At 70.2% G+C, this 24,743-nt stretch carries 22 protein-coding genes; 16 read left to right on the top strand and 6 right to left on the bottom strand.

All coding sequences use genetic code 11. The annotated features are described in order from the left end of the window. The first annotated feature begins 67 nt into the window (after positions 1–67). On the top strand, positions 68–1,939 hold the full coding sequence (locus tag JHW41_RS16090; protein ID WP_078997925.1) for a sensor domain-containing diguanylate cyclase: 1,872 nt from the start codon (positions 68–70) through the stop codon (positions 1,937–1,939). Further along, positions 1,936–2,793: a hypothetical protein gene (locus JHW41_RS16085; protein WP_250443423.1), complete on the top strand. Its 858-nt coding sequence runs from the start codon at positions 1,936–1,938 to the stop codon at positions 2,791–2,793. Before JHW41_RS16090 ends, JHW41_RS16085 begins: the two co-directional genes overlap by 4 nt. Positions 2,794–3,088: 295 nt before the next feature. On the opposite strand, the gene JHW41_RS16080 is transcribed toward JHW41_RS16085, so the two are convergent. The 3 genes from JHW41_RS16080 to yidD are packed head-to-tail and all read right to left on the bottom strand — an operon-like array spanning position 3,089 to position 5,585. Beyond that, complete coding sequence (locus JHW41_RS16080; protein ID WP_250443420.1) at positions 3,089–3,997, bottom strand: M23 family metallopeptidase; 909 nt, start codon at positions 3,995–3,997, stop codon at positions 3,089–3,091. Then, positions 3,994–5,325, bottom strand: coding sequence for a dihydroorotase (locus JHW41_RS16075; protein WP_250443417.1), 1,332 nt, complete (start codon positions 5,323–5,325; stop codon positions 3,994–3,996). The genes JHW41_RS16080 and JHW41_RS16075 overlap by 4 nt, the downstream gene beginning before the upstream one ends. Beyond that, positions 5,310–5,585, bottom strand: coding sequence for a membrane protein insertion efficiency factor YidD (yidD, locus tag JHW41_RS16070; RefSeq protein ID WP_057947076.1), 276 nt, complete (start codon positions 5,583–5,585; stop codon positions 5,310–5,312). The genes JHW41_RS16075 and yidD overlap by 16 nt, the downstream gene beginning before the upstream one ends. Before the next feature lie 368 nt (positions 5,586–5,953). Here yidD and dksA point away from each other — a divergent pair, with 368 nt between their 5' ends. The 3 genes from dksA (at position 5,954) to JHW41_RS16055 (ending at position 8,390) form a co-directional block, all read left to right on the top strand. Beyond that, the gene (dksA, locus tag JHW41_RS16065) at positions 5,954–7,108 is read left to right on the top strand and encodes an RNA polymerase-binding protein DksA (RefSeq protein WP_250443413.1); all 1,155 of its coding nucleotides are present in this window, start codon (positions 5,954–5,956) and stop codon (positions 7,106–7,108) included. A gap of 410 nt (positions 7,109–7,518) precedes the next feature. Then, the gene (locus JHW41_RS16060) at positions 7,519–7,992 is read left to right on the top strand and encodes a nucleoside deaminase (protein ID WP_250443410.1); all 474 of its coding nucleotides are present in this window, start codon (positions 7,519–7,521) and stop codon (positions 7,990–7,992) included. A gap of 56 nt (positions 7,993–8,048) precedes the next feature. Further along, positions 8,049–8,390 carry a hypothetical protein gene (locus tag JHW41_RS16055; protein WP_250443407.1) on the top strand — a complete coding sequence of 114 codons (342 nt, stop codon included), beginning with the start codon at positions 8,049–8,051 and terminating at the stop codon, positions 8,388–8,390. A gap of 15 nt (positions 8,391–8,405) precedes the next feature. Here the strand turns inward: JHW41_RS16055 and JHW41_RS16050 are convergent, their stop codons facing one another. The 3 genes from JHW41_RS16050 to cysS form a co-directional block, all read right to left on the bottom strand. Continuing rightward, positions 8,406–9,698, bottom strand: coding sequence for an MFS transporter (locus JHW41_RS16050; RefSeq protein WP_425606195.1), 1,293 nt, complete (start codon positions 9,696–9,698; stop codon positions 8,406–8,408). After that, entirely contained in the window at positions 9,695–10,147 is a 453-nt protein-coding gene (locus tag JHW41_RS16045) for a SufE family protein (RefSeq protein WP_057947079.1), read from the bottom strand. The genes JHW41_RS16050 and JHW41_RS16045 overlap by 4 nt, the downstream gene beginning before the upstream one ends. Positions 10,148–10,286: 139 nt before the next feature. Continuing rightward, positions 10,287–11,693 carry a cysteine--tRNA ligase gene (gene cysS, locus JHW41_RS16040; RefSeq protein WP_078997933.1) on the bottom strand — a complete coding sequence of 469 codons (1,407 nt, stop codon included), beginning with the start codon at positions 11,691–11,693 and terminating at the stop codon, positions 10,287–10,289. A 283-nt stretch (positions 11,694–11,976) separates the two neighbouring features. On the opposite strand from cysS, the gene JHW41_RS16035 reads away from it, so the two are divergent. From JHW41_RS16035 to JHW41_RS15985, 11 genes are all read left to right on the top strand, one after another. Then, entirely contained in the window at positions 11,977–12,450 is a 474-nt protein-coding gene (locus JHW41_RS16035) for a hypothetical protein (protein ID WP_057947081.1), read from the top strand. 392 nt (positions 12,451–12,842) lie between these two features. Then, the gene (locus tag JHW41_RS16030) at positions 12,843–13,841 is read left to right on the top strand and encodes an N-acetylornithine carbamoyltransferase (protein WP_250443404.1); all 999 of its coding nucleotides are present in this window, start codon (positions 12,843–12,845) and stop codon (positions 13,839–13,841) included. 121 nt (positions 13,842–13,962) lie between these two features. Further along, positions 13,963–15,162 carry an argininosuccinate synthase gene (locus JHW41_RS16025; protein ID WP_057947083.1) on the top strand — a complete coding sequence of 400 codons (1,200 nt, stop codon included), beginning with the start codon at positions 13,963–13,965 and terminating at the stop codon, positions 15,160–15,162. Positions 15,163–15,295: 133 nt separating this feature from the next. Continuing rightward, complete coding sequence (locus JHW41_RS16020) at positions 15,296–16,390, top strand: acetylornithine deacetylase (protein ID WP_250443402.1); 1,095 nt, start codon at positions 15,296–15,298, stop codon at positions 16,388–16,390. Further along, the gene (locus JHW41_RS16015) at positions 16,387–17,715 is read left to right on the top strand and encodes an acetylglutamate kinase (protein WP_078997936.1); all 1,329 of its coding nucleotides are present in this window, start codon (positions 16,387–16,389) and stop codon (positions 17,713–17,715) included. The genes JHW41_RS16020 and JHW41_RS16015 overlap by 4 nt, the downstream gene beginning before the upstream one ends. A 1-nt stretch (position 17,716) precedes the next feature. Next, the gene (locus tag JHW41_RS16010) at positions 17,717–18,337 is read left to right on the top strand and encodes a GNAT family N-acetyltransferase (RefSeq protein ID WP_250443399.1); all 621 of its coding nucleotides are present in this window, start codon (positions 17,717–17,719) and stop codon (positions 18,335–18,337) included. After that, on the top strand, positions 18,330–19,301 hold the full coding sequence (argC, locus tag JHW41_RS16005; RefSeq protein WP_250443395.1) for an N-acetyl-gamma-glutamyl-phosphate reductase: 972 nt from the start codon (positions 18,330–18,332) through the stop codon (positions 19,299–19,301). The genes JHW41_RS16010 and argC overlap by 8 nt, the downstream gene beginning before the upstream one ends. 166 nt (positions 19,302–19,467) lie before the next feature. Beyond that, positions 19,468–20,811, top strand: a complete 1,344-nt coding sequence (gene proS, locus JHW41_RS16000) for a proline--tRNA ligase (protein ID WP_250443392.1) — start codon at positions 19,468–19,470, stop codon at positions 20,809–20,811. A gap of 94 nt (positions 20,812–20,905) precedes the next feature. Further along, entirely contained in the window at positions 20,906–22,195 is a 1,290-nt protein-coding gene (gene argH, locus JHW41_RS15995; protein WP_250443389.1) for an argininosuccinate lyase, read from the top strand. After that, the gene (gene proB / locus JHW41_RS15990; RefSeq protein ID WP_250443386.1) at positions 22,192–23,406 is read left to right on the top strand and encodes a glutamate 5-kinase; all 1,215 of its coding nucleotides are present in this window, start codon (positions 22,192–22,194) and stop codon (positions 23,404–23,406) included. The genes argH and proB overlap by 4 nt, the downstream gene beginning before the upstream one ends. Then, on the top strand, positions 23,403–24,683 hold the full coding sequence (locus JHW41_RS15985; protein WP_250443384.1) for a glutamate-5-semialdehyde dehydrogenase: 1,281 nt from the start codon (positions 23,403–23,405) through the stop codon (positions 24,681–24,683). The genes proB and JHW41_RS15985 overlap by 4 nt, the downstream gene beginning before the upstream one ends. The last annotated feature ends 60 nt before the right edge of the window (positions 24,684–24,743 follow it).

The following is a 24,743-nucleotide window of genomic DNA, read 5'->3' as shown; positions in this document are numbered from 1 at the left end:
CCCCCTGCACCGGAATGCAGCCCCCTTGGGCTATGCTCGGCACAGCAGACTGGTGACCGGAAGGGGCATGGGGACACCCTGGCGTGGTAGCTGGCGCGGCTGGATGGCCGTGCTCGCGTTGTGGGCGGTGGCGACGATCGCGTCGGCGCAGTCCATCGTCCTGCCTCCGGTCGCCGCGATGTCCGCGGCCGCTGCGTCGGCCGGCGCGGCCGTGCCCGCGCCTTCGTCCGAACCGCTCGTCGCCAAGCCGCTGCTGTCCGCGGCGCTGGCCGCCGCCGCCGCGCCGCCTTCCGCCGCGCAGGCCGCGCGCGAAGCCTTCGATCCCGTCGGCTACCGCGCGCCGTCGCTGAGCCTGTCGCGGCTGGCCCAGGGCGACCCGGTGCCGGCGCGGGTGCTGGCCGGCGAGTTCGACGGCCGTTTCGAGGCGGTGTCCGGCAACCTGGTCTGGGGCAGCAAGGGCGAGCCGCGCTGGTGGCGGATCGTGGTCAACCAGGACGTGGACCCCGCGGTCGCCCCGCAACTCACCATCGACCGGCCCTCGCGGCGCGAGATCGAACTGTGGCGGCCCGGCGACGAACTGCCGCTGCGGCGCTCGATCTACGGCCCCGACATCGATCTCAACCACTCCACCCGGATGATCGTGTTCCCGCTGCCCAAGGGGCTGCGCAAGGGCGACGCGCTGTACCTGCGCATGCTCGCCGCCGACGTGCTGTCGTCGCAGGTGGAGGTCGAGCCGCTGGCCAAGGTCCAGCGCGAGGACATGATGCACGTCGGCCTGCGCAGCGTGGTGCTGACCGCGATGGGCGTGGTAGCGGTGCTGGCGTTCGGGTTCTGGATCGGCCTGCGCGAGCGCGGCTACGCCTACCTCGGGCTCACCTTGATCCTGCAGATACTGACGTTGACCTCCGACGGCGGCGAGATGCGGGTGGTGCCGTGGCTCAAGGACATAGCCCCGGACACCCGCACCAACATCGTGCTGACCACGGCCGCGGTGCTGGCGAGCATCCGCTTCCTGATCTTCTTCCTCGGCCTGCGCACGACCCAGCCGCGCGTGACCCGGGCGCTGGACTGGTGCAGCTACTCGCTCGGCGCGCTGATCGTGGTGAGCCTGTTCCGCACCTGGAAGTACAGCGCGCTGTACGGCAACCTCAACCTGCTGCTGGTGCTCGCGCTGATCCTCTACGCGACCGTGGTGGCGGTGTGGCGGCGCCAGCGCGAGGCCTATTTCCTGCTGCTGGCGTGGCTGCCGCTGATGGTGTTGCTGGTGATCCTGGTCGGCGCCAACCACGAGTGGTGGCCGGAGTTCGCCTGGCTCGAATACACCTTCCCGGTCGGCCTCGCGTTCGGCGGCCTGGGCCTGCTGCTGGGCCTGACCTCGAAGCTGCAACAGTTGCGCCGCGACCGCGACACCGCCAACCGCCTGGCCACCTACGACAGCCTGACCGGGGCGATGACCCGCGCGGCGATCTCGCAGAGCCTGCGCAGCGCGGTGGAGAGCGCGCATCGCTCGCAGCGGCCGCTGTCGGTGGTGTTCTTCGACATCGACCACTTCAAGCGCATCAACGACGAGCACGGTCACCGGGTCGGCGACGAGACCCTGCGCATCGTCGCCCTGCGCACGCGCAACCGCTTGCGCGCCTACGATCTGTTCGGCCGCTACGGCGGCGACGAGGTGCTGGTGGTGCTGGCCGACACCTACCTGCGCGACGCGGCGCGGGTGGCCGAGCACCTGCGCGAATCGGTCAGCGGCAGCCCGCTGTCGATCGACGGCCGCCTGCTGCCGGTGAGCCTGAGCCTGGGCGTGGCCGAACTGCAGCCGGGCGAGACGCCCGAGCAACTGCTCGAACGCGCCGACGCGGCCTTGTACGCGAGCAAGTCCGCCGGCCGCGACCGGGTCACCGCGCACGGCAGCGAGAGCGAACACGAGGTGGTCTCTTGACCCCCGAAGGCGGCGCCGTACCGGTGCCGCTGCGGACCGGCGACGTCCTGCTGCTGCGAGCGCGCGGCCCGCTGGCGGCGCTGACCGCGTGGTTCGGCGAGAGCCGCTTCGACCACGTCGCCCTGGTCGGGCGCGCGGGCTACCTGATCGAAACCGGCCCCGGCGGGGTGGTCGAGCGCGCGCTGGCCGAGCGTCTGGCCGACCCGGAGCTGATCGAAGCGCAGGCGCGGCGCCCGCTGGCGGCGCAGCGGCCGTTGCAGGACGCCGACCGCATCGCCGTGCTCGCCCACGCCCTGTCGCTGCGCAGCCCGGCCTTCGCCGGCGATCCGCTGGCCGCGCTCGGCCGCGCCGCGGCCCTGCGCGACCGCGCGTTGCCCGACTCGGCCCCGCTGCGCGCGGTGCTGTGCGAAGCGCTGCTGCACGCCGCCGGCGACAACGCCGGGGCGATGAGCGCGAGCGAATTCGTCTACCGCTGCCTGGCCGAAAACCCGGCGCAACCGCGCGCGTGCCTGGCGCCGCTGCTGCCGGCCGCATCGCCGCCGGCGCTGGCGTTTCCCGAACTGGACTGGGAGGCGTTGTGGCGGCAAGTCGCGCCGTGGCTGCGCGCGCCGCGGCGCGAAGCCTTGGGCATGGACGCAGGCGGCGCCATCGCCGCCGGTCTCGCCGCCGGCCCCGAGCAACTCGAACACGCCCAGGCCCTGGCGCGCCAGCGCCTGGGCTTGATGGAGCGCGGCAACGCCTTGCTCGCGCACGCCGGCCCGCGCCAGCCCAACCCCAAGTGCGTGCGCCTGCGCGAACTGGAACAGTCGCCGTCGCTGCAACCGCTGGCGACGTTGCGCGAACCTGCCGCGTAACGCTGGCGGCGCCTGGCTGGTTCCCTGTAGCAGCGGCGCAAGCTGCGACCGCGCCAATGCAATGTCGATCAGTGCTGCCGGTAGCCGCTAGAACCGCGCCGCAGCGCATTCGGACTTTCGGAGCGACCTGTAACCCCGCGGTCGCGGCTCGCGCCGCTCCTACAGGGCGAGCCCGATGTAGGCGATCTACCAGTAGGAGCGGCGCAAGCCGCGACCGCGCCAATGCAACGTCGACGAACGCTGCCCGCAGCCGCTAGAACCGCGCCGCCGACTCAGTTCCTTCGGCCCACGACGCTCAAGGCGCGGTTTTCGCCCGCTCCAGCACCAGCAGCGGATCGATCCGCACGTCGAACCAGTTCATGCCCCAATGCAGATGCGGCCCGGTCGCGCGGCCGGTCGCGCCGACCGCGCCGATGACCTGGCCCTGGGCGATGCGGTCGCCGACCTTGGCGTCGATCCGCGACAGGTGCAGGAAGTTCGAGCTGATGCCGTGGCCGTGGTCGAGCAGCACGGTGCCGCCGGTCAGGTATAGGTCCGGGGCGGCGAAGGTGATCACGCCGGCGGCCGGCGCTTTCACTGGCGTGCCGGTGGGCGCGGCGATGTCCATGCCGGAATGGCCGGAGCCCTTCTTGCCGTTGTACACGCGCTGGTTGCCGAAGCGGCCGCTGATGCGGCCTTGCACCGGCCACTGGAACGGCTGGGCGAAGTCGGGGCGTTCGTCGTCGCGCGCGCGCGCGGCGGTCACCTGGGCCTGTTCGCGCTCGATCCGCGCGGCGATCTCCGGCGGCGGATTGACCGTCTTGGGCGGGACGCCCTGGATGTATTCGGTCGGAAAGTCGCGCGGCGTCACCGCGATGGCCGCGCGTTGCGGCGTACCGCCGGGCGCCTGCACTTCGACGCTGAGCGGGCCGGTCGCGTCGCGGCCGACGCCGAACACCACGCTGCCGTACGGCGTGACCCGCAATTGCCGGCCGCCGTAGCGCACCACGCTGCCGGGCGGGACCTTGCCGATTACCATCGCGCCCTGCGGCACCGAAGCGGGAAACACCGTGCGCCCATCGGCGCTCGCGCCGGCGGTGGGCGCGGTCTCGGCGGCCGTGTCCGGGATCGTGCCGGACGCGACCACCTGCGCCGACGCCGACGCGACCGGCGCCAGCGTCGCGGCCGCAACCGCCAGCGCGGCCGCGCGCAGCGCAATCCTCATCGGGCGAACGCCAGGCGCTGGCCGTTCGGCGCGCCGACCAGCGACACGCCGTCCCAGGCCAGCTGCCCGTTGACCCAGGTCGAAGCGATGCGGCTGCGGAAGGTGCGGCCCTCGAACGGCGACCAGCCGCACTTGGACAGCACGTCCTCGCGCGCCACCGTGTACGGCGCGTCGTCGATCAGCACCAGGTCGGCGAAATAGCCTTCGCGCAGGAAGCCGCGGTGCTCGACGTCGAACAGCTTGGCCGGCGCGTGGGCGAACTTGTCGACCACCTGCGCGGTGCTCAGCCGGCCTTCGTGCACCAGTTCCAGCGCCGCGTTGAGCGCGAACTGCACCAGCGGCAAACCGCTCGGCGCCGAGGTGTACGGACGCGCCTTTTCTTCCAGCGTGTGCGGGGCATGGTCGGTGGCGAGCACGTCGATCACGTCGCTGGCGACCGCGCGGATCAGCGCCTCGCGGTCGGCCGGGTCCTTGATCGCCGGATTGCACTTGATCAAATGGCCGAGCTTCTCGTAATCGTCGCGGTCGAAGCGCAGGAAATGGATGCAGGTCTCGGCGGTGATGCGCTTGCCCTCGATCGGGCCGGGCTGGAACAGCGCCAGTTCGTCGGCGGTGCTGATGTGCAGCACGTGCAGGCGGGTGTTGTGCTTGCGCGCCAGCGAGATCGCCAGCTCGGTCGACTTCTTGCACGCCTCGCGCGAGCGGATGTCGGGATGGAAGCGCGCCGGAATGTCGTCGCCGTACTGCGCCTTGTAGCGCGCCAGCTCGGCGTCGATCATCGGCGTGTCTTCGCAGTGGGTGATGATCGGCGTGGGCACGTCGCGGAAGATCGCGTCCAGCGTCACCGGATCGTCGACCAGCATGTTGCCGGTCGACGCGCCCATGAACACCTTCACGCCCGGCGCGGTGCGCGGGTCCAGCGACTGGATCGCGGCGAGGTTGTCGTTGCTGGCGCCGAGGTAGAAGCCGAAGTTGCCCCAGGCGCGACCGGCGGCGCGGCGGTACTTGTCTTCCAGCGCGGCCGCGTCGAGGGTCGGCGGGCTGGTGTTGGGCATGTCCATGAACGTGGTCAGCCCGCCGGCGACCGCGGCGGCCGATTCGGTGGCCATGTCGGCCTTGTATTCCATGCCCGGTTCGCGGAAGTGGACCTGGTCGTCGATCATGCCCGGCAGCAGGCGGCGGCCGCGCGCGTCGATGACGGTCTCGCCGGCGCGCGCCGACAGTCCCGCGCCTATTTCGGCGATGCGTTCGCCGTCGATGCGCAGGTCGCCGTCGTACTCGCGTCCTTCGTTGACCAGGCGGGCGTTGACGATCAGGGTCGATGGCATGAGCAGTGTCCAGGGTCGGAGGCGGGGGAGGCGGCGGCGTCCTCGGTGCCGGGCACCGGGTCGTAGCCGCCGGGATGCAGCGGGTGGCAGCGCGCCAGCCGCTTGGCGGTGAGCCAGCTGCCCTTGAGCGCGCCGTAGTGCGCGATCGCCGTCATCGAATACGACGAACAGCTCGGGTGGAAGCGGCAGCGCTGGCCGAGCAAGGGGCTGATCCAGCGTTTGTAGCCGCGCAGCAGGACGAGGAGAAGGCGGGCGATCACGTTTCCTTAATGCCGGCAACGGTAGTGACGGTGCGGGGACGCAGCGTGGCGAAAGCCCCGCGCAGGGACGCATTTTACCCCCGCGATCGGCCATCGGCGGAGCCCGCGCGATGCGGTTGCCGAGGGTGCCCGGGCAGGGTATAACAGCGCGCTTTCCCCAAAACAAGGCAAGTGCAAGACGAAGGTCCGCCGCGGCGCGAAACGCAAAGCCGTGCCGTCCGGGCCGGGCGAAAACCGGCCGTGCGCCGGATTTCACTTGCGGTCATCGAGCGCATGTGCATTTGATGGCCGGGTGGGTCATGCTTGGCCCGCGATGCCGCCGGACCGCGTCCGTCGGCGCCCTCAGGGAATAGAAGGACAAGCCTGTCGTGGCAGTGAAAAAACCTGCGAAGAAGGCCGCCAAGGCCGTCAACAAGACCGTGAAGCCGGCCGCGAAGAAGGTGGCCAAGCCGGCACCGAAGACGGCGGCCAAGGCGCCGACCAAGGTCGCGGCGAAGAAGGTGGCGGCCAAGGCGCCGGCCAAGGCGGCGAAGAAGACGGTCGCGGCCAAGCCGGTCGCGAAGAAGGCGGCTCCGGCGCCGGCCAAGAAGGCGCCGGCCAAGCCCGCGCCGGCCACGGCGAAGAAGCCGGCGGCCGCGCCCGCCGCGGCCAAGAAGGGCGCGGCGGCCAAGCCGCAGGTGCCGATCAAGGACACGAACAAGCCGCAGGTGCCGGTCAAGGATCCGCCGGCCAAGCAGGCGCCGACGAAGGATTCGGGCGCCAAAACGCCCAAGGCGGCGCCGGCAAAAGAGGCGCCGATCAAGGAAACCGCACTCGCCAAGGCCGGCGTTAAAAAAGTTGAAGCGAAATTGCCGCAAGCTGACAAGACGAAACCTGCGCAAGCCGCAGCCAAAACCCCACCGCAGTCTGTTCCGCCGGCCGCTCCGGCGTCCGCAGCGAAACAGGCCGACAGCATCATCTCCGACCAAAGCAAGAACACAGTGACCCAGACAGCATCCAGCAACCGTCCGGCCGGCAAGGTCGCCGTGGCGGTGACCACCAAGACGCCGGCGTCGCCCGCGCCGAAAACCAAGGTCAAGGTCGTTCCGTACAAGAACGATCCCACCACCGGCCGTCCGATCGTGCCGGAAGGCTACAAGCCGACCGCGGACGAGGAGTACATGAATCCGCTGCAACTCGAATATTTCCGCCAGCGTCTGCTGCAATGGCGCGCGGATCTGGTCGAGGAGTCCAAGCAGACCATCGAGAACCTCAAGGACGAAGTGCGCGACGTCGGCGACGAGGCCGAGCGCGCCACCCGCGAGACCGAGAACTCGCTGGAACTGCGCACCCGCGACCGTTACCGCAAGCTGATCAGCAAGATCGACAGCACGCTCAAGCGGGTGGATTCGGGCGATTACGGTTTCTGCGTCGATACCGGCGAAGACATCGGCCTGGACCGCCTGGAAGCGCGTCTCACCGCCGAGCGCACGATCGACGCGCAAGAGCGTTGGGAGCACATGCAGAAGCAGATGGGCGACTGACCCATCGGCTCGCAGCATCGCGATGAAAGCCCGGCTTCGGTCGGGCTTTTTCGTTTTCGGCGAGGCGAGGGCCCGGGGCGCGAGCGGCGGCGTAGGCGGTGGGCCGATCGGGCCGCGCCCACGTGCGCGCCTGCCGCCATTGCGGTGAACGCGGGCAGGGCTTTGGAGTCGTGTCGCGGTGAAGCCCTGGATGCCCGCGTTCGCGGGCATGACGGCAGGCGAGTGCCGCGGCAGCTAGGTTTCGCGGCAGTGGGTCGTCCCGGGGACGCCCCGGATTCCGCGTGCATCGCACTGGCGAGCGGGTTCTGCGCGCCATGTCCGGCAGCCGCGGCCGCGAACCGCCAGGATCGGTCCACGCCGCGCGCTCGCCGCGCAGGCACGCTGTCCTCTTTCCGCCGCCGGAGCCCGCCGTGAACGACCGCCCAGCCGACCCGCGCCACCTCGAATTCATGCGCCAAGCCCTGGCCCTGGCGCGCGCCAACGCCGCCGCCGGCGGCCGTCCGTTCGGCGCGGTGCTGGTGCGCGACGGGCAGGTGCTCGCGCGCGCGGTCAACCGCATCCTCGACACCGGCGACCCGACCGCACACGCCGAACTGCTGGCGATCCGCGAGGCCGCGCACGCGCTCGGCCTGACCCGGCTGGAAGGCTGCACGATCTACGCCAGCGGCCATCCTTGCCCGATGTGCCTGGCGGCGATGCACCTGGCCGGGATCGAGGCCGCGTACTACGCCTATTCGAACGAGGACGGCGAACCGTTCGGCCTGTCCACCGCCGCGGTCTACGCGCAGATGGCGTTGCCGCCGGCGCGGCAGCGCCTGCCGCTGCGGCAGTTGCGGCCGGAAGCGGAAGACGGCCTGTACGCGCAGTGGGCGCAGCGCGGCTGAGGCGCGCCGCGCGGCGAATGCGGCTAGGATGCCGCAACCGCCAGGAGAACCCGCACATGGAACAAGCCGTCCTGATCTTCGGTGTGTTGCTGGCGCTGGGCTGGAACGCCTTGCTGTTGTACTGGTCGCGCGGCTACTTGCGCTACGCCGCGGTGGCGATGTTCGCGCTGAACCTGCTGATCGGCTCGCCGCTGTTCGGCGTGATCGGCTGGAACCTGGCCAGCCAGGACGTCGATACGAATTACGTCGAGGGTTACGGCGACGTGCTGGTCGCCGTCATCGTGGGCCTGGCCAATGGCGTGGTGGCGCTGGTCGGCGCGATCGCGGTCGCGCTGCGCAAGGCGCCGGCCGCCGCGGCCAACGATACGCGTGAAAACCGGCGCGACCCGCCGCGCTGAGCGCCGACGCCGGCCTTACTGCAGATCGCGCAAATCCAGCCGGCGCAGCTTCGGCGCCAACTTCGCGGTCGCGCCGACGACGGCCAGGGTCATGCAGCCGCCGAAGATCACCGACGGCACCAGCCCCATCAGCTTGGCCGCCAGCCCCGATTCGAACGCGCCCAGCTCGTTCGACGAGCCGATGAAGATGCCGTTGATCGACGACACCCGCCCGCGCATCTCGTCGGGCGTGGACAGTTGCAGGATGGTCGAGCGCAGCACCACCGACACGCCGTCGCACATGCCCGACAGCATCAGCATCGCCGCCGACAGCCAGAACTCGCGCGACAGGGCGAAGCCGACGATGCACAGGCCGAAGCCGGCCACCGCCCACAGCAGCAGGCGCCCGGCGTGCTTCTGCGGCGGATGCCGGGCCAGCCACAGGCCCATCAGCACCGCGCCGGCGGCCGGCGCCGCGCGCAGCACGCCCAGCGCTTCGGGGCCGTAATGCAGCACGTCGTGGATGAAGGCCGGCAGCAGCGCGACCGCGCCGCCGAACAGCACCGAGAACATGTCCAGCGCCTGCGCGCCGAGCACGACCTGATTGTTGAACACGAAGCGCAGGCCTTCGCCGATGCTTTGGAACACCGGCGCGCGCTCGGCCGGCGGCGGCGGTTCGGTCACGCGCAGGCTGACGATGGCGATCGCCGCGGCCAGCGCGAACGCCGCCGCGACCAGGTAGGCCGAGGTCTTGCCGCCCCAGGCGACCAGCACGCCGCCCAGCGCCGGCCCCATCACCAGTCCGGTCTGCATCACCACGCTGCTGACGCCCGCGCCGCGGGCGAAGTGCTCGCGCTTGAGCACGCGCGCGAACAGCGACATGTACACCGGCGACAGGAACGCGCGCACCACGCCGTTGATGGCGATGGCGGCGAAGATGGTGAAGGTGCCGATGCCGAACGCGCCCGCCGGCAGGGTGCCGCTGGCGACGCCGGCCAGCATCAGCGTGGTCACCAGCAGGCCCAGGCAGGCGAACATGCCGAGCTTGCGCCGCGGCAGGTGGTCGACCGCGTAGCCGGCGAACAGGGCGAAGCAGAAGTAGGGAACGACCTCGGTCAGGCCGATCATGCCCAGCGCGAGCGGATCGCGGGTGAGCTCGTAGACGTGCCAGCCGACGGTCACCGCGACGATCTGGTAGGACAGCATCGCCAGCAGGCGATAGACCAGCAGGCCGACGAAGCCGGGATTGCGCAGCAGTTGCGAGGCGCTGACCGGGCCGCCCGCGTCGGGGTCCTGGGGACGGTCGGCGCGGGCGGCGGCTTCGCTCACAAGCGGCGTTGGGCCTGGTCGCGGATGTAGGCCAGCAGCGCGGCCAGCCCGTTGCTGCGGGTCGGCGAGAGGTGCTTGGCCAGGCCGATGTCGGCGATGTAGTCGGCCGAGGTGGCGACGATCTCGGCCGCGCTGCGGCCCGAGTACACCCGCAACGCCAGGTAGATCAGGCCCGAGACGATGGCCGAGTCGCTGATCGCGTGGAAGTCGAGCCGGGCGGCGTCGCCGTCGACCGCGATCCAGACCATCGACTGGCAGCCCAGCAGGCGGTAGTCCTCGGTCTTGTAGGCCTCCGGCAGGTCCGGCAGCTTGCGGCCGAGGTCGATCAGGTACTGGTAGCGCTCGGACCAGTCGCCGAAGAAGGCGAACTCGTCGCGGATCGCGGCCTGGGCCTCGGCGGCGGTGGGTTCGAGCGGGAACGGCGAAGCGGGGAGGGCGGGGGCGTTCATCGGTTCGTTAGGTGGCGGCGCGGGTCGGGCGGGACAAGGGCCGGATTCTCAGGAGCGGGCTTGCCAGGGGCGGCCCGCTTCGCGGCCGGGCCCCCGACGGCAGGCCTCTCTCGACGGCAGGCCCCTGGCGGCCGGCTCCTCAGGAGTCGGCCGCCTCGGTCTTCTGCGGCTCCGGACGCTTGCGCACCCAGCGCACGCCCTGCGGCGTGTCTTCGAGCAGGATGTTCTCGTCGGCGAGCTGCTGGCGGATCGCGTCGGCGCGGGCGAAGTCGCGCGCCTGCTTGGCCGCGGTGCGCTCCTCGACCAGGGCCTGGATGCGTTCGTCGTCCTGGTCGCCGGCGGCGCCGGCGAACCACGCCGCCGGGTCCTGCTGCAGCAGGCCCAGGGCCAGGCCGGCGCCGAGCAGCTCGCGCTTGAGCCGGGCCTTGTCGCCCGGATCGGCGGCCTTGCGCGCTTCGGCGGCGATGCGCGCGATCTCGGCCAGCGCCTGCGGCGTGCCCAGGTCGTCGTTCAGCGCCGCCTCGATCTGCGCCGGGATGGCGATCGCGCCGGCGTCGACGTCGGCCAGCTCGCGCAGCGTGCCGTAGAGCCGGTCCAGGGTGCGCGCGCATTGCTCGATCAGCTTCGGCGACCAGTCCAGCGGCTGCCGGTAATGCGCCGACAGCAGCGCATAGCGCAGCGCCTCGGCCGGATGCTTGGCCAGCAGCTCGTGCACGGTCTCGATGTTGCCGCGCGACTTGGCCATCTTCTCGCCGTCGAAGGTGAGCATGCCGTTGTGCAGCCAGAACCGCGCGAAGGTCTTGCCGCCGTGCGCGCACTCGCTCTGCGCGATCTCGTTCTCGTGGTGCGGGAACATCAGATCGTTGCCGCCGGCGTGGATGTCGATGGTCTCGCCGAGGTGGGCGGCGGCCATCGCCGAGCACTCGATGTGCCAGCCCGGGCGGCCGCGGCCCCAGGGCGAGTCCCAGCCCGGCAGGTCGCCGGTGGAGGGCTTCCACAGCACGAAGTCGCCGGCGTCGCGCTTGTACGGCGCGACCTCGATGCGCGCGCCGGCGCGCATGTCGTCGATGTCGCGGCGCGAGAGCTTGCCGTAGTCGGGGTAGCTCTCGATCGAGAACAGCACGTGGCCCTCGGCCGGGTAAGCGTGGCCGCTGGCGACCAGGCCCTCGATCATCGTCACGATTTCGCCGATGTGCGCGGTCGCGGCCGGCTCGATGTCCGGCAGGCGCACGCCCAGCGCGCTCATGTCATCGCGGTAGATCGCGGCGAAGCGCTCGGTGATGGCCGAGATCGGCACCTGCTGCTCGGCCGCGGCGGCGTTGATCTTGTCGTCCACGTCGGTGATGTTGCGGGCGTAGGCCAGCGCGCCGTAGCGGCGGCGCAGCAGGCCGGCCAGCACGTCGAACACCACCGGCCCGCGGGCGTTGCCGATGTGGGCGTAGTTGTAGACCGTGGGGCCGCAGACATACATGGTCGGGCGGGCCGGATCCAGCGGGACGAAGGCTTCGACCTGTCGCGACAGGCTGTTGTAGAGATGCAGGCTCATGGACGGAAGGCTTGGGTTCGGGTTCATTCTAGCGGCCGCGCGCGCTGCGCGGGCCGGCGGGGCGAACATTTCCCGGCCGCGGCGCGGACCTGCGCGGGCTGGGCTGGGCCCGGGCGGCCGTGGGGATCTGCGCGGTTCGGCCCGGTCCGGCGCGGCGCGGGCGCCCGGCGAGCGCGACGCGACGCCGCCGGGCGCACCGCGGGGCGGGGCCTAAAGGCGGGATTCAGGCCGTCCCGGCAGACTGCTCTTACACTTTATTCACGAATCCCTCCGCGCGAGCCCGATGAAACGACTCCTCCTGCAGGTCCCGATCCTGGCGCTGTCCGGCGCCGTGGCGGTCCTGTGGGCGGCGCCCGCGCCGGCGCAGCAGCACACCACCGTGCTGCAGGCCGAGAACGTGCGCTTCGACTACGCCCAGGTGCTGCGGGTGACTCCGGTCTACCAGACCCTGCGCGCGACCACGGTCGAGCAGCAGTGCGACCCGGAAGCCGGCGACAAGAGCGATTCGCGCTTCCAGCGGGTGCTGGGCACGGTGCGCGAGGCCCTGGGCCGCGAGCGCGACCCCAAGCCCAGCACCGGCGAGAACTGCCGCCCGGTACCGGTGGAGCGCGAGTTCCGCCGCCCCATCGCCTACGACGTGGACTACGTCTACAAAGGCGCGCGATTCCGATCGCGCTTGCCCGAGGACCCGGGCAACAAGCTCAAGGTCCGGGTCGCGGTCACCCCGGTGGTGGCGCCGATCAGCACCTCGCGCTGAAGCCCTCGCGTCCCGAAGCCCTCGCGTCCCGAGTCCCTCGCGTCCCGAAGCCCGCGCAGTCCGTCCGCCCCGCCGCTTGGCGGGGTTCGCATTTGCGGCGCGCGCGGCTTGCGCCCACGGCCGGCGCGTGCGAGCATTCGCGGCCTCATGAACCCGAACTACGCCGACGCCGACATCCTGACCTCCGCCTACATGGCGGCGGGCATGACTTCGCGCGCGCGCCGACCGTTGCCCTGCCAATCCGCTGGGTGACGGATCGCGCCGTCGTTCGTGTAACAAGCTGCACACACGAGAAGCCCAGCCTAGCGCTGGGCTTTTTTGTTTTTGGCCTCGCGCATCGCCCGGGTTCCCCTCATTCCCTCGCTCCACCCCTAACGGACCGCCGAACGACGATGAAGCACTTCCTCAACACCCAGGACTGGTCGCGCGCCGACCTCGACGCGCTGCTGGCGCAGGCCGCCGCGTTCAAGCGCAACAAGCTCGGCGACCAGCTGAAAGGAAAGTCCATCGCGCTGGTGTTCTTCAATCCGTCCATGCGCACCCGCACCAGCTTCGAGCTGGGCGCGTTCCAGCTCGGCGCGCACGCGATCGTGCTGCAGCCGGGCAAGGACGCGTGGCCGATCGAGTTCGACCTGGGCACGGTGATGGACAGCGACACCGAGGAGCACATCGCCGAAGTGGCGCGGGTGCTGGGCCGCTACGTCGACCTGATCGGCGTGCGCGCGTTCCCGAAGTTCGTCGACTGGGCCTACGACCGCCAGGACGTCGTGCTCAAGGCCTTCGCCAAGTATTCGCCGGTGCCGGTCATCAACATGGAGACCATCACCCATCCCTGCCAGGAGCTCGCCCACGCGCTGGCCCTGCAGGAGCGCTTCGGCACCACCGACCTGCGCGGCAAGAAGTACGTGCTGACCTGGACCTACCACCCCAAGCCGCTGAACACCGCGGTCGCCAACTCGGCGCTGACCATCGCCACCCGCCTCGGCATGGACGTGACCCTGCTGTGCCCGACCCCGGACTACGTGCTCGACGAGCGCTACATGGGCTGGGCCGAGCAGAACGTCGCCGAAAGCGGCGGCTCGCTCAAGGTCAGCCACGACATCGACAGCGCCTACAAGGACGCCGACGTGGTCTACGCCAAGAGCTGGGGCGCGCTGCCGTATTTCGGCAACTGGGGCCCGGAAAAGCCGATCCGCGAGCAGTACAAGCACTTCATCGTCGACGAAGCCAAGATGGCGCTGACCGACAACGGCGTGTTCAGCCACTGCCTGCCGCTGCGCCGCAACGTCAAGGCCACCGACGGCGTGATGGATTCGCCGAACTGCATCGCGATCGAGGAAGCCGAGAACCGCCTGCACGTGCAGAAGGCGGTCATGGCCGCTTTGATCTAGGAGCGAGCGGAGAGGAGTGAGGAGTGAGCAAAAGCAATCGCTCGCTTCCGTCGGCCTCTTCGCGCTCCAGCTTCCGCTCACTCCTCACTCCTCTCCGCTCACTTCTCCCCCGGACCTCCCCATGACCGACCGCGCCATCGTCCTCGCCTTCTCCGGCGGCCTCGACACCAGCTTCTGCGTGCCCTACCTGCAAGAGCGCGGCTGGGCCGTGCATACCGTGTTCGCCGACACCGGCGGCGTCGACGACGAGGAACGCGCTTTCATCGAGCAGCGCGCCGCCGAACTCGGCGTGGCCAGCCACGTCACCGTCGACGGCGGTCCGGCGATCTGGTCGGGCTTCGTCAAGCCGTTCGTGTGGGCCGGCGAGGGCTACCAGGGCCAGTACCCGCTGCTGGTGTCGGATCGTTACCTGATCGTCGAAGCCGCGCTCGCGCGCGCCGCCGAACTGGGCACCAAGGCGATCGCGCACGGCTGCACCGGCATGGGCAACGATCAGGTCCGCTTCGACCTGGCGGTGAAGGCGCTGGGCGATTACGAGATCGTCGCGCCGATCCGCGAAATCCAGAAAGAGCACACCGAAGTCCGCGCCTACGAGCAGAAGTACCTGGAAGAGCGCGGCTTCGGCGTGCGCGCCAAGCAGAAGGCCTACACGATCAACGAGAACCTGCTCGGCCTGACCATGTCCGGCGGCGAGATCGACCGCTGGCAGGCGCCGGGCGAGGGCGCGGTGGGCTGGTGCAAGCCGCGCGCGCAGTGGCCGAGCGAAGCGCTGCGGGTCAAGCTGACGTTCGAGAACGGCGAAGCCGTGGCGCTGGACGGCGAGAAGATCGACGGCCACAAGCTGCTGGCCAAGCTCAATGCGCTGTTCGCGCAGTACGGCGTGGGGCGCGGCCTCTACACCGGCGACACCACCATCGGCCTGAAGGGCCGCATCATCTTCGAAGCGCCGGGCCTGATCGCGCTGCTGACCGCGCACCGCGCGCTCGAAGAAGCGGTGCTGAGCAAGCAGCAGAACCGCTTCAAGCCGGACGTGGCGCGCAAGTGGGTGGAGCTTGTGTACGAAGGCTTCTACCACGACCCGCTCAAGACCGACCTGGAAGCCTTCCTGGCCAGCTCGCAGGGCACGGTCAACGGCGAGGTGGTGCTGGAGACCAACGGCGGCACCGTCAATGCGGTGGCCATCGAGTCCAAGCACATCCTCAACGCCAAGGGCGCGACCTACGCCCAGGCCGCCGACTGGGGCGTGGCCGAGGCCGAAGGCTTCATCAAGCTGTTCGGCATGAGCAGCACGCTGTGGGCGGAGATCAATCGCAAGAGCTGACGCTCTTGCTAGGAGTGAGCGGGGAGGAGTGAGGAGTGAGCGTAAAAGCTGCTCTGCTTCTGTTTTAGCTCACTCCTCACTCCTCTGCGCTCACTTCTCTTCCGCCATGCAAGCGAAAGACTCGAACCCGACCATGCTCCCCGAAGTCCTCAAACATCTCCAAGCCCTGGTGTCCTACGACACCCGCAACCCGCCGCGCGAGATCGGCACCGGCGGCATTTTCGACTACCTGCGCAGCCAGCTGCCGGGCTTCCGCATCGAGGTGACCGACTTCGGCGCCGGCGCGGTGTCGATGCTGGCCGTGCGCGGCAATCCGCGCCGGTTGTTCAACGTGCATCTGGACACGGTGCCGTCCTCGGAAGCCTGGAGCGCGGACCCGCATACGCTGCGGGTGACCGAAGATCGCGCCATCGGCCTGGGCGCCTGTGACATCAAGGGCGCCGCCGCGTGCTTGCTGGCCGCCGCCGCCGTTACCGACGGCGACGCCGCGTTCCTATTCTCCACCGACGAAGAAGCCAACGACGCGCGCTGCATCGCCGGTTTCCTCGCCACCAGCCACGGTTTCAGCGAGGCCATCGTCGCCGAGCCGACCCAGTGCGAAGCGGTGCTGGCGCATCGCGGCATCAGCTCGGTGCTGTTGAAGTTCCGCGGCGTCGCCGGCCACGCCTCCGGCGCCAACGCCATGCAGGCCAGCGCGCTGCACCAGGCGGTGCGCTGGGGCGGCAAGGCACTGGACTACGTCGAAGCGCAATCGCACCAGCGCTTCGGCGGCCTGACCGGGCTGCGCTTCAACATCGGCCGGGTCGAAGGCGGGATCAAGGCCAACATGATCGCGCCCAGCGCCGAGCTGCGCTTCGGCTTCCGTCCGCTGCCGTCGCAGTCCATCGACGGCCTGCACGAGCTGTTCGGCACGCTCAGCGACGCCGGCATCATCGAGCGCTACGAAGAAACCTTCCGCGGCCCGCCGCTGCCGGGCGGCGACGTCGCCGACGCCGAGAACCGGCGCCTGGAAGCGCGCGACCTCGCCGACGCGCTGAACCTGCCGATCGGCAATGCGGTGGACTTCTGGACCGAGGCCTCGCTGTTCTCGGCCGGCGGCCTGACCGCCATCGTCTACGGTCCCGGCGACATCGCCCAGGCGCACACCGCCGACGAATGGGTCGCGCTGGACCAACTCGAACGCTACGCGCGCAGCGTGGCGCGGATCATCGGGAGCCAGGCGCAATGAGCGTCTCCATGGACAACCACCTGCAGACCCGCCAGACCATCGTGCGGCTGCTGTCGAGCATGGCCTCGGCCAAGGAAATCTCGCAGTACCTCAAGCGTTTTTCCCAGCTCGACTCCAAGCGCTTCGCGGTGGTCAAGGTCGGCGGCGCGGTGCTGCGCGACGACCTCGCCGCGCTGACTTCGTCGCTGGCGTTCCTGCAGGACGTGGGCCTGACCCCGATCGTCATCCACGGCGCCGGCCCGCAGCTCGATGAGGAATTGTCGGCCGCCGGCATCGTCAAGCAGACCGTCGGCGGCCTGCGCGTGACCTCGCCCGAGGCGTTGGCGATCGTGCGCCGGGTGTTCCAGTCGCAGAACCTCAAGCTGGTCGAGGCGCTGCAGTCCGGCGACGGCCGCGCGACCTCGATCATCTCCGGCGTGTTCGAAGCCGAATTCCTCGACCGCGACACGTACGGCTTGGTCGGCGAAGTGAAGAAGGTCAACCTCGCGCCGATCGAAGCCAGCCTGCAGGCCGGCTCGATCCCGGTCATCGCCAGCCTCGGCGAAACCCCCGGCGGCCAGATCCTCAACATCAACGCCGACTTCGCCGCCAACGAACTGGTGCAGGTGCTGCAGCCGTACAAGATCGTGTTCCTGACCGGCACCGGCGGCCTGCTCGACGACAACGGCCGGGTGATCGACTCGATCAACCTGTCGACCGAGTACGAGCACCTGATCCAGCAGCCTTGGATCAACGGCGGCATGAAGGTCAAGATCGAGCAGATCAAGGACCTGCTGGACAAGCTGCCGCTGACCTCGTCGGTGTCGATCACCAAGCCGTCGGAACTGGCCAAGGAACTGTTCACCCACAAGGGCTCGGGCACCCTCGTGCGGCGCGGCGAACGGGTGCTGCAGGCGTCGCGTTGGGACGAACTGGACCTGACGCGCCTGCGCGGCCTGATCGACTCCGCGTTCGGGCGCAAGCTGGTCGATGGCTATTTCGAAAACACCCGGCTCAAGCAGGCCTACGTCAGCGAGAACTACCGCGCCGCGATCGTGCTGATCGAGGCCGAGGGCCGCACGTATCTCGATAAATTCGCCGTATTGGACGACGCCCAGGGCGAAGGCCTCGGCCGCGCGGTGTGGCAGGTGATGCGCGAGCAGAATCCCAGCGTGTTCTGGCGCTCGCGCCACGGCAATGCGGTCAATCCGTTCTATTACTCCGAATCCGACGGCTGCCTGAAGCAGGAGAAGTGGAAGGTGTTCTGGTACGGCATGGACGGCTTCGACGAGATCGCCGCCTGCGTCGAATACGCGGGCCGGCGCACGCCGACGCTGGAGGACTGAGATGGCCGGCAACGAAGCCTGGAGCCTGCAGCCGCGCCTGAGCGGCGAACACGTGACGCTGGAGCCGCTGGGCTGCGCCCATGCCGACGGCCTGCGCGCGGCGCTGGCCGGCGGCGAGCTGGCCAAGGCCTGGTACACCAACGTGCCGGCGCCGGAGGGCGTGGACGGCTACATCGAGGCCGCGCTGGCGATGCAGCAGCGCGGCGCCGCGTGGGCCTTCGCCGTGCTCGACGCGCGCGGCGAGGTCGTCGGCAGCACCCGCTACTACGACATGGACGCGGCGGTGCCGCGCGTCCAGATCGGTTACACCTTCTACGCCCCGCGGGTGCAGCGCACCGGGCTGAACACCCAGGCCAAGCAGTTGCTGCTGGGACATGCGTTCGAAACCCTGGGCTGCATTGCGGTAGGCTTCGAGACCAGTTGGTTCAACCTGGCCTCGCGCACCGCGATCGCGCGCCTGGGCGCCAAGCAGGACGGCGTGCTGCGCAACCATCGCCGCCACGCCGACGGCAGCCCGCGCGACACGGTCGCGTTCTCGATCATCGATACGGAGTGGCCGGCGGTGAAGCGCAGCCTGCAATACAAACTCGACCAGCACTCGAACGGAGCGGCGCATGGCTAAGACCATCGGCATCGTGGGCGCGCGCGGACACGTCGGCGCCGACCTGGTCCGGCTGATCGCCGCGCATCCGCAGTTCGAGCTGGCGTTCGTGTCCTCGCGCGAACTGGCCGGCCAGAAACTCGCCGACCATATTCCCGAATACGCGGCCAAGAATCCCGAGCTGCGCTACAGCGCGCCCAGCCACGAAGAACTGCCCGGCCTGGGCGCCGACGCGGTGGTGCTGGCGTTGCCCAACGGCAAGGCCGCCGATTGCGTGGCGGCGTTCGATGCGGCCGGCGCCGACCCGGTCATCATCGACCTGTCGGCCGATTACCGCTTCGACGACCACTGGTACTACGGCCTGCCCGAACTGACCCGCGCCGGCTTCCACGGCCAGCGCCGGATCAGCAATCCCGGCTGCTACGCCAGCGCCATGCAACTGGCGATCGCGCCGCTGCTCAACGTACTGGAAGGGCCGGTGCAGTGCTTCGGCGTGTCCGGCTATTCCGGCGCCGGCACCACGCCTTCGGACAAGAACGACCCCGAAAAGCTGCGCGACAACCTGATGCCGTACGCGCTGACCGGGCACCTGCACGAGCGCGAAGTGACCCGCCACCTCGGCCATCCGGTGGAGTTCATGCCGCATGTCGCGCCGCACTTCCGCGGCCTCACCGTGACCTCGAACCTGCACCTGTCGCGGCGCTTCGAGCGCGAGGAACTGGTCGAGCACTACCACCGCCACTACGACGGCGAGCCGCTGGTCAACGTGACCGACGCGGCGCCGTGGGTCAGCGACATCGCCGGCAAGCACCACGTCGATGTCGGCGGCTTCGCGCTGTCCGAGGACGGCCGCCGCGTGGTCGTGGTGTCGACGCTGGACAACCTGCTCAAGGGCGCGGCGACCCAGGCGCTACAGAACCTCAACCTGGCCTTCGGCCACGACGAACGCACCGGGATCGACGCGCACCCGCGACCGCGACCGTGACGCCGTCGCCGCCTCTTTCTGAGGAAAGGGGCAGGGGATTCGTCCCGGCCGCCGCATGCGCCGAACCCGAAGCGGGCCGCGGCCGGCCGAATCCCCCCAGGCTCCCTTGCGCGCAAGGGAACACCCGGTAAAGCCGCCGTCGCGGCCCCGCGTTCGGAGTAGAGCCATGCGTCTGTCGCGCTATTTGTTGCCCACCCTGAAGGAAAACCCCGCCGAGGCGCAGATCGCCTCGCACCGCCTGATGCTGCGCGCCGGCCTGATCCGGCAAGAGGCCGCCGGCATCTACTCCTGGCTGCCGGCCGGCCTGCGCACGCTGCGCAAGATCGAAGCCATCGTGCGCGAGGAAATGAACCGCGCCGGCGCGCTGGAACTGCTGATGCCGACCCTGCAGTTGGCCGACCTGTGGCGCGAAAGCGGCCGCTACGACGCCTACGGCCCGGAAATGCTGCGCATCCGCGACCGCCACGAGCGCGAGCTGTTGTACGGGCCCACCAACGAGGACATGGTCACCGCGATCTTCCGCGCCAACGTGAAGAGCTATCGCGCGCTGCCGATGAACCTCTACCACGTGCAGTGGAAGTTCCGCGACGAGCAGCGTCCGCGCTTCGGGGTGATGCGCGGGCGCGAGTTCCTGATGAAGGACGCGTACTCGTTCGACGTCGACGAAGCCGCCGCGCGCCGTTCCTACCAGCGCATGTTCGTCGCCTACCTGCGCACCTTCGCCCGCATGGGCATCCGCGCGATCCCGATGCGCGCCGAAACCGGCCCCATCGGCGGCGACCTTTCGCACGAGTTCCTGGTGCTGGCGCAGACCGGCGAATCGGCGGTGTACTGCGACAAGGCCGTGCTCGACCTGCCGATTCCCGGCGCCGGCGTCGATTACGACGGCGACCTCGACCCGATCGTGCGCCAGTGGACCGCGCCGTACGCCGCGACCGAGGACGTGCACGACTTCGAACGCTTCGAGCGCGAAGTGCCGGCCGAGCGCCGCCTGCAGACGCGCGGCATCGAAGTCGGCCAGGTGTTCTACTTCGGCACCAAGTACTCCGCGCCGATGAAGGCGCTGGTGACCGGCCCCGACGGCGGCGACAAGCCCATCCACGGCGGTTCCTACGGCATCGGCGTGTCGCGCTTGCTCGGCGCGATCATCGAAGCCGGGCACGACGATGCCGGCATCGTCTGGCCCGACGCGGTGGCGCCGTTCAACGTCGGCATCGTGAACCTCGACCCGGGCGACGCGCAGATCGATGAACTCTGCGCCGGCGTGCACGGCGCGCTGGAGGCGATGGGCCTGGACGCGCTGCACGACGACACCGACGAGCGCCCCGGGGTGAAGTTCGCGCGCATGGACCTGCTCGGCCTGCCGTGGCAGCTGATCGTCGGGCGTCGCGGCTTGAGCCAGGGCACGGTCGAACTCAAGCGCCGCGCCACCGGCGAGCGGCTGACGCTGGCGCCGTACGACGCCGTCGCGCATATCGGTAGATGCCTAGAAAATAGCGGAGAGGAGTGAGAAGCGAGCGAAAGCCGCCTTTTTCCTTCTCACTTCTCACTCTTCTCCGCTCACTCCTCATCCATCTTCTTTCAGAACTCCGCGAGCGCCCCCCATGTCCGATCTCCTCTGGCAAAAACCCGGCGTCAAGGTAGACGCGCGCATCCAGAACTTCCTCGCCGGCGAGGACGTGATCCTCGACCGCGAGTTCTTCGCGTTCGACATCCAGGCCAGCCGCGCGCATGCGCAGGGGCTGCAGCAGATCGGCATCCTCAGCGCCGGGGAACTCGACGGCCTGTCGCGCGAGCTCGACACGCTGGCCGAGGACTTCCAGGCCGGCCGCTTCGTCCTCGACGAGCGCTTCGAAGACGGCCATTCGGCGATCGAAGGCCGCCTGATCGAACGCCTCGGCGACGCCGGCCGCAAGATCCACACCGGGCGCAGCCGCAACGACCAGATCCTGGTCGCCACCCGCCTGTGGCTCAAGGACCGGCTGGCGCGCACGTACGCGCTGTGCGTGGAGACCGCGCAGGTCGCGCTGGCGCGCGCCGAGGCCGAACGCGACCTGCCGCTGCCGGGCTACACCCATCTGCAGCGCGCCGTGGTCTCCAGCGCCGGCATGTGGTGGGCGGCCTGGGCCGAGGGCTTCATCGACAACGCGGTGCGCGCGCGGCAGTCGCTGGAGTGGGTCGACGCCAATCCGCTCGGCAGCGCCGCCGGTTACGGCGTCAACCTGCCGCTGGCGCGCGACCACACCACCGCCGCGCTCGGCTTCGGCCGCATGCAGGTGGCCGCGGCCTATGCCCAGCTTTCGCGCGGCAAGTTCGAACTCGGCGCGATCGACGCGCTGGCGACCGCTTTGCTCGACCTGCGCCGCCTCGCCTGGGACCTGAGCCTGTTCACCAGCGCCGAATTCGGCTTCGTCGCGCTGCCGGCCGAATACACCACCGGCAGTTCGATCATGCCGAACAAGCGCAACCCCGACGTGATCGAACTCATGCGCGCCAGCTACGCCGCGGTCGCCGCCGCGCGCACCGAGATCGAGAACCTGCTGTCGCTGCCTTCGGGCTATCACCGCGATCTGCAGTTCTCCAAGGGCGCGATCTTCCACGCCTTCGGCCGCGGCCTGGGCGCGCTGGAACTGCTGCCCGACCTGCTGCGCAACCTGGAATGGAAGCCGCAGGCGATGCGCGCCGCGCTCGATCCGTCGATGTACGCCACCGACCTCGCCGTCGATCTGGCCCGCCAGGGCCTGCCGTTCCGCGACGCCTACAAGCAGGCCGCCGATCCGGCGCGTTGGGCCCAGGGCGATCCGGAAGCGAGCCTGGCCGCGCGGGTCTCGCCCGGCGCCGCCGCCGACCTGCGTCTGGACGTCCTGCAAACGCGCCTGAGATCGCTGACATGAGCGCGGCGGCCGCGGACTTCGCCGCGCAGCCGTTGCCGCCGTGGCGCCGCGCCGTGCTCAAGGTCGGCAGCAGTCTGCTGGCCGGCTTCGAGGGCGGCGGCCTCGATTCGCGCTACGCCGCGGGCCTGGCGCGCTTCATCGAAAGCGCGCGCGAACAACAGCGCGAAGTGGTGCTGGTCTCGTCCGGCGCGGTCGCCGCCGGCCGCAGCCGCATTGCCGCCGGCGGCGACGGATTGGTGCTGCGGCAGGCGCTGGCCTCGCTCGGCCAGGCCTCGCTGATCGCGTTCTGGCAGCAGTTGTCGAGCGTGCCGGTGGCGCAGGTGCTGCTGACCCACGACGACCTGCGCAACCGCCGCCGCTACCTCAACGCCCGCGCCTCGCTGCGCGAACTGCTGCGGCTCGGCGCGCTGCCGGTCATCAACGAAAACGACACCGTCGCCGTCGACGAGCTCAAGCTCGGCGACAACGACAACCTCGCCGCCGCGGTGGCCTCGCTGGTCGATGCCGACCTGCTGCTGATCGCCACCGACATCGGCGGCCTCTACAGCGGCCACCCGCAGCGCGATCCGAACGCGCGCCCGATCGAACGCGTCGCCGTCGTCACCCCCGAGCTTTTGCTCGCCGCCAGCGGCGGCGCCGGCGCGCTCGGCACCGGCGGCATGCGCACCAAGCTCGAAGCCGCGGCCAAGGCCGCCACCGCCGGCGTCGCCACCGCGCTGTTCTGCGGACGCGACAACGACGTCGTCGAGGCGCTGGCCCGCGACACCCTGCACGGCACCCTGGTGTCGGCGCAGAACGACCGCCTGCGCGCGCGCAAGCAATGGCTGCGCCACGCCCCGGCCAGCGGCGGCCTGCGCATCGACGCCGGCGCCGCCAACGCCCTGCGCGTGCGCGGCGCCTCGCTGCTGCCCGGCGGCGTGGTCGCGGTGGAGGGCGAGTTCCGCCGCGGCGACGTGGTCGAGCTGCGCGTGGCCGAAGGCGGCGAAGCGGTCGGGCGCGGGCTGGTGCAGTACAACTCGGCCGAGCTCGGGCGGATCAAGGGCCGGCACAGTCGCGATATCGAAGCCGTGCTTGGCTTCCGTTATGGCGAATCGGTGGTGCATCGCGACGATCTGGTGATGTTGGGCGGCCGCGCCGCCGATCCCCATGCCGTGGATTCGGGCGGAAACGAACCGGCGTCCGGGCCGGCAACCGACGAGGTTTCGCAATGAGCGGTTACGTACGCACCCTGGCCGAACGCGCCCGCGAGGCCTCGCTGCTCCTGGCCGCGCTCGACGGCGCCGAGCGCGCCGCGCTGATCGCGGCGATGGCCGAACAACTCGACGCGCAACGCGATGCCATCCTGGCCGCCAACGCCGACGACGTCGCCCGTGGCGAAGCCGCCGGCCTCAGCGCCGCGATGCTCGACCGCCTGCGCCTGGACCCGCAACGCCTGGGCGCCATCGCCGGCGCACTGCGCGAAGTGGCCGCGCAAGCCGATCCGCTCGACGGCGTCACCCGCAGCGAAACCCGCGCCAACGGTCTGGTCATCGAACGCAAACGCGTGCCGCTGGGCCTGATCGCGATGATCTACGAATCGCGCCCCAACGTGACCGCCGACGCGGCCGCGCTGTGCCTGAAGGCCGGCAACGCCGTGCTGCTGCGCGGCGGCTCGGAAGCGCGCGCCAGCAACGCCGCCATCGCCGCCGCCTTGCATGCGGCGCTGCGCGAACGCGGGCTGCCCGTCGCCGCGGTGTCGCTGATCGAGGACACCGCGCGCGAACACGTGCTGGAACTGCTGCAGCTGTCCGACCTGATCGATCTGGCGATCCCGCGCGGCGGCGAGAGCCTGATCCGCTTCGTCGCCGAACACGCGCGGGTGCCGGTGATCAAGCACTACAAGGGCGTCTGCCACCTCTACGTGGACCGCGCCGCCGATCTCGATCTCGCGGTGAACCTGCTGGTGGACGGCAAGGCCTCGCGCCCGGGCGTGTGCAACGCGCTGGAAACGCTGCTGGTGCACCGCGACATCGCCGCCGCCTTCGTGCCGCGCGCGCTGGCGGCGCTGTCCGGCCGCGGCGTGCAGGTGCGCGGCTGCGAGCGCGTCCGCGCATTGGCGGGCGAGGGCGGTTTCGACGTGGCGGCGGCCGACGACGGCGACTACGCCGCCGAGTACCTCGACCTCATCATCGCCGCGCGCGTGGTCGACGACCTCGACCAAGCCCTGGCCCACATCGCCCGATACGGCTCCGACCACACCGAAGTGATCGCCACCGCCGACCCCGCCACCGCCGACGCCTTCGTCCGCCGCACCCGCAGCTCGGCGGTGATGGTCAACGCGTCCTCGCGCTTCAACGACGGCGGGCAACTGGGCCTCGGCGCCGAGATCGGCATCTCCACCACGCGCCTGCACGCCTACGGGCCGATGGGCGTCGAGTCGCTGACCATCGAGCGCTTCGTGGTGCGCGGGGCAGGGCAGGTGCGCCACCCGGAATCGCTGGAGCGCTAAACCCGCCTGGCCCCCTTGTAGGAGCGGCGCGAGCCGCGACCGCGGGGTTGCCAGCTTGCG

This window comes from Lysobacter enzymogenes (assembly GCF_023617245.1).
GTDB classification, from domain to species: Bacteria; Pseudomonadota; Gammaproteobacteria; order Xanthomonadales; family Xanthomonadaceae; genus Lysobacter; species Lysobacter yananisis.
This window is presented reverse-complemented; position numbering and strand designations above follow the sequence as displayed.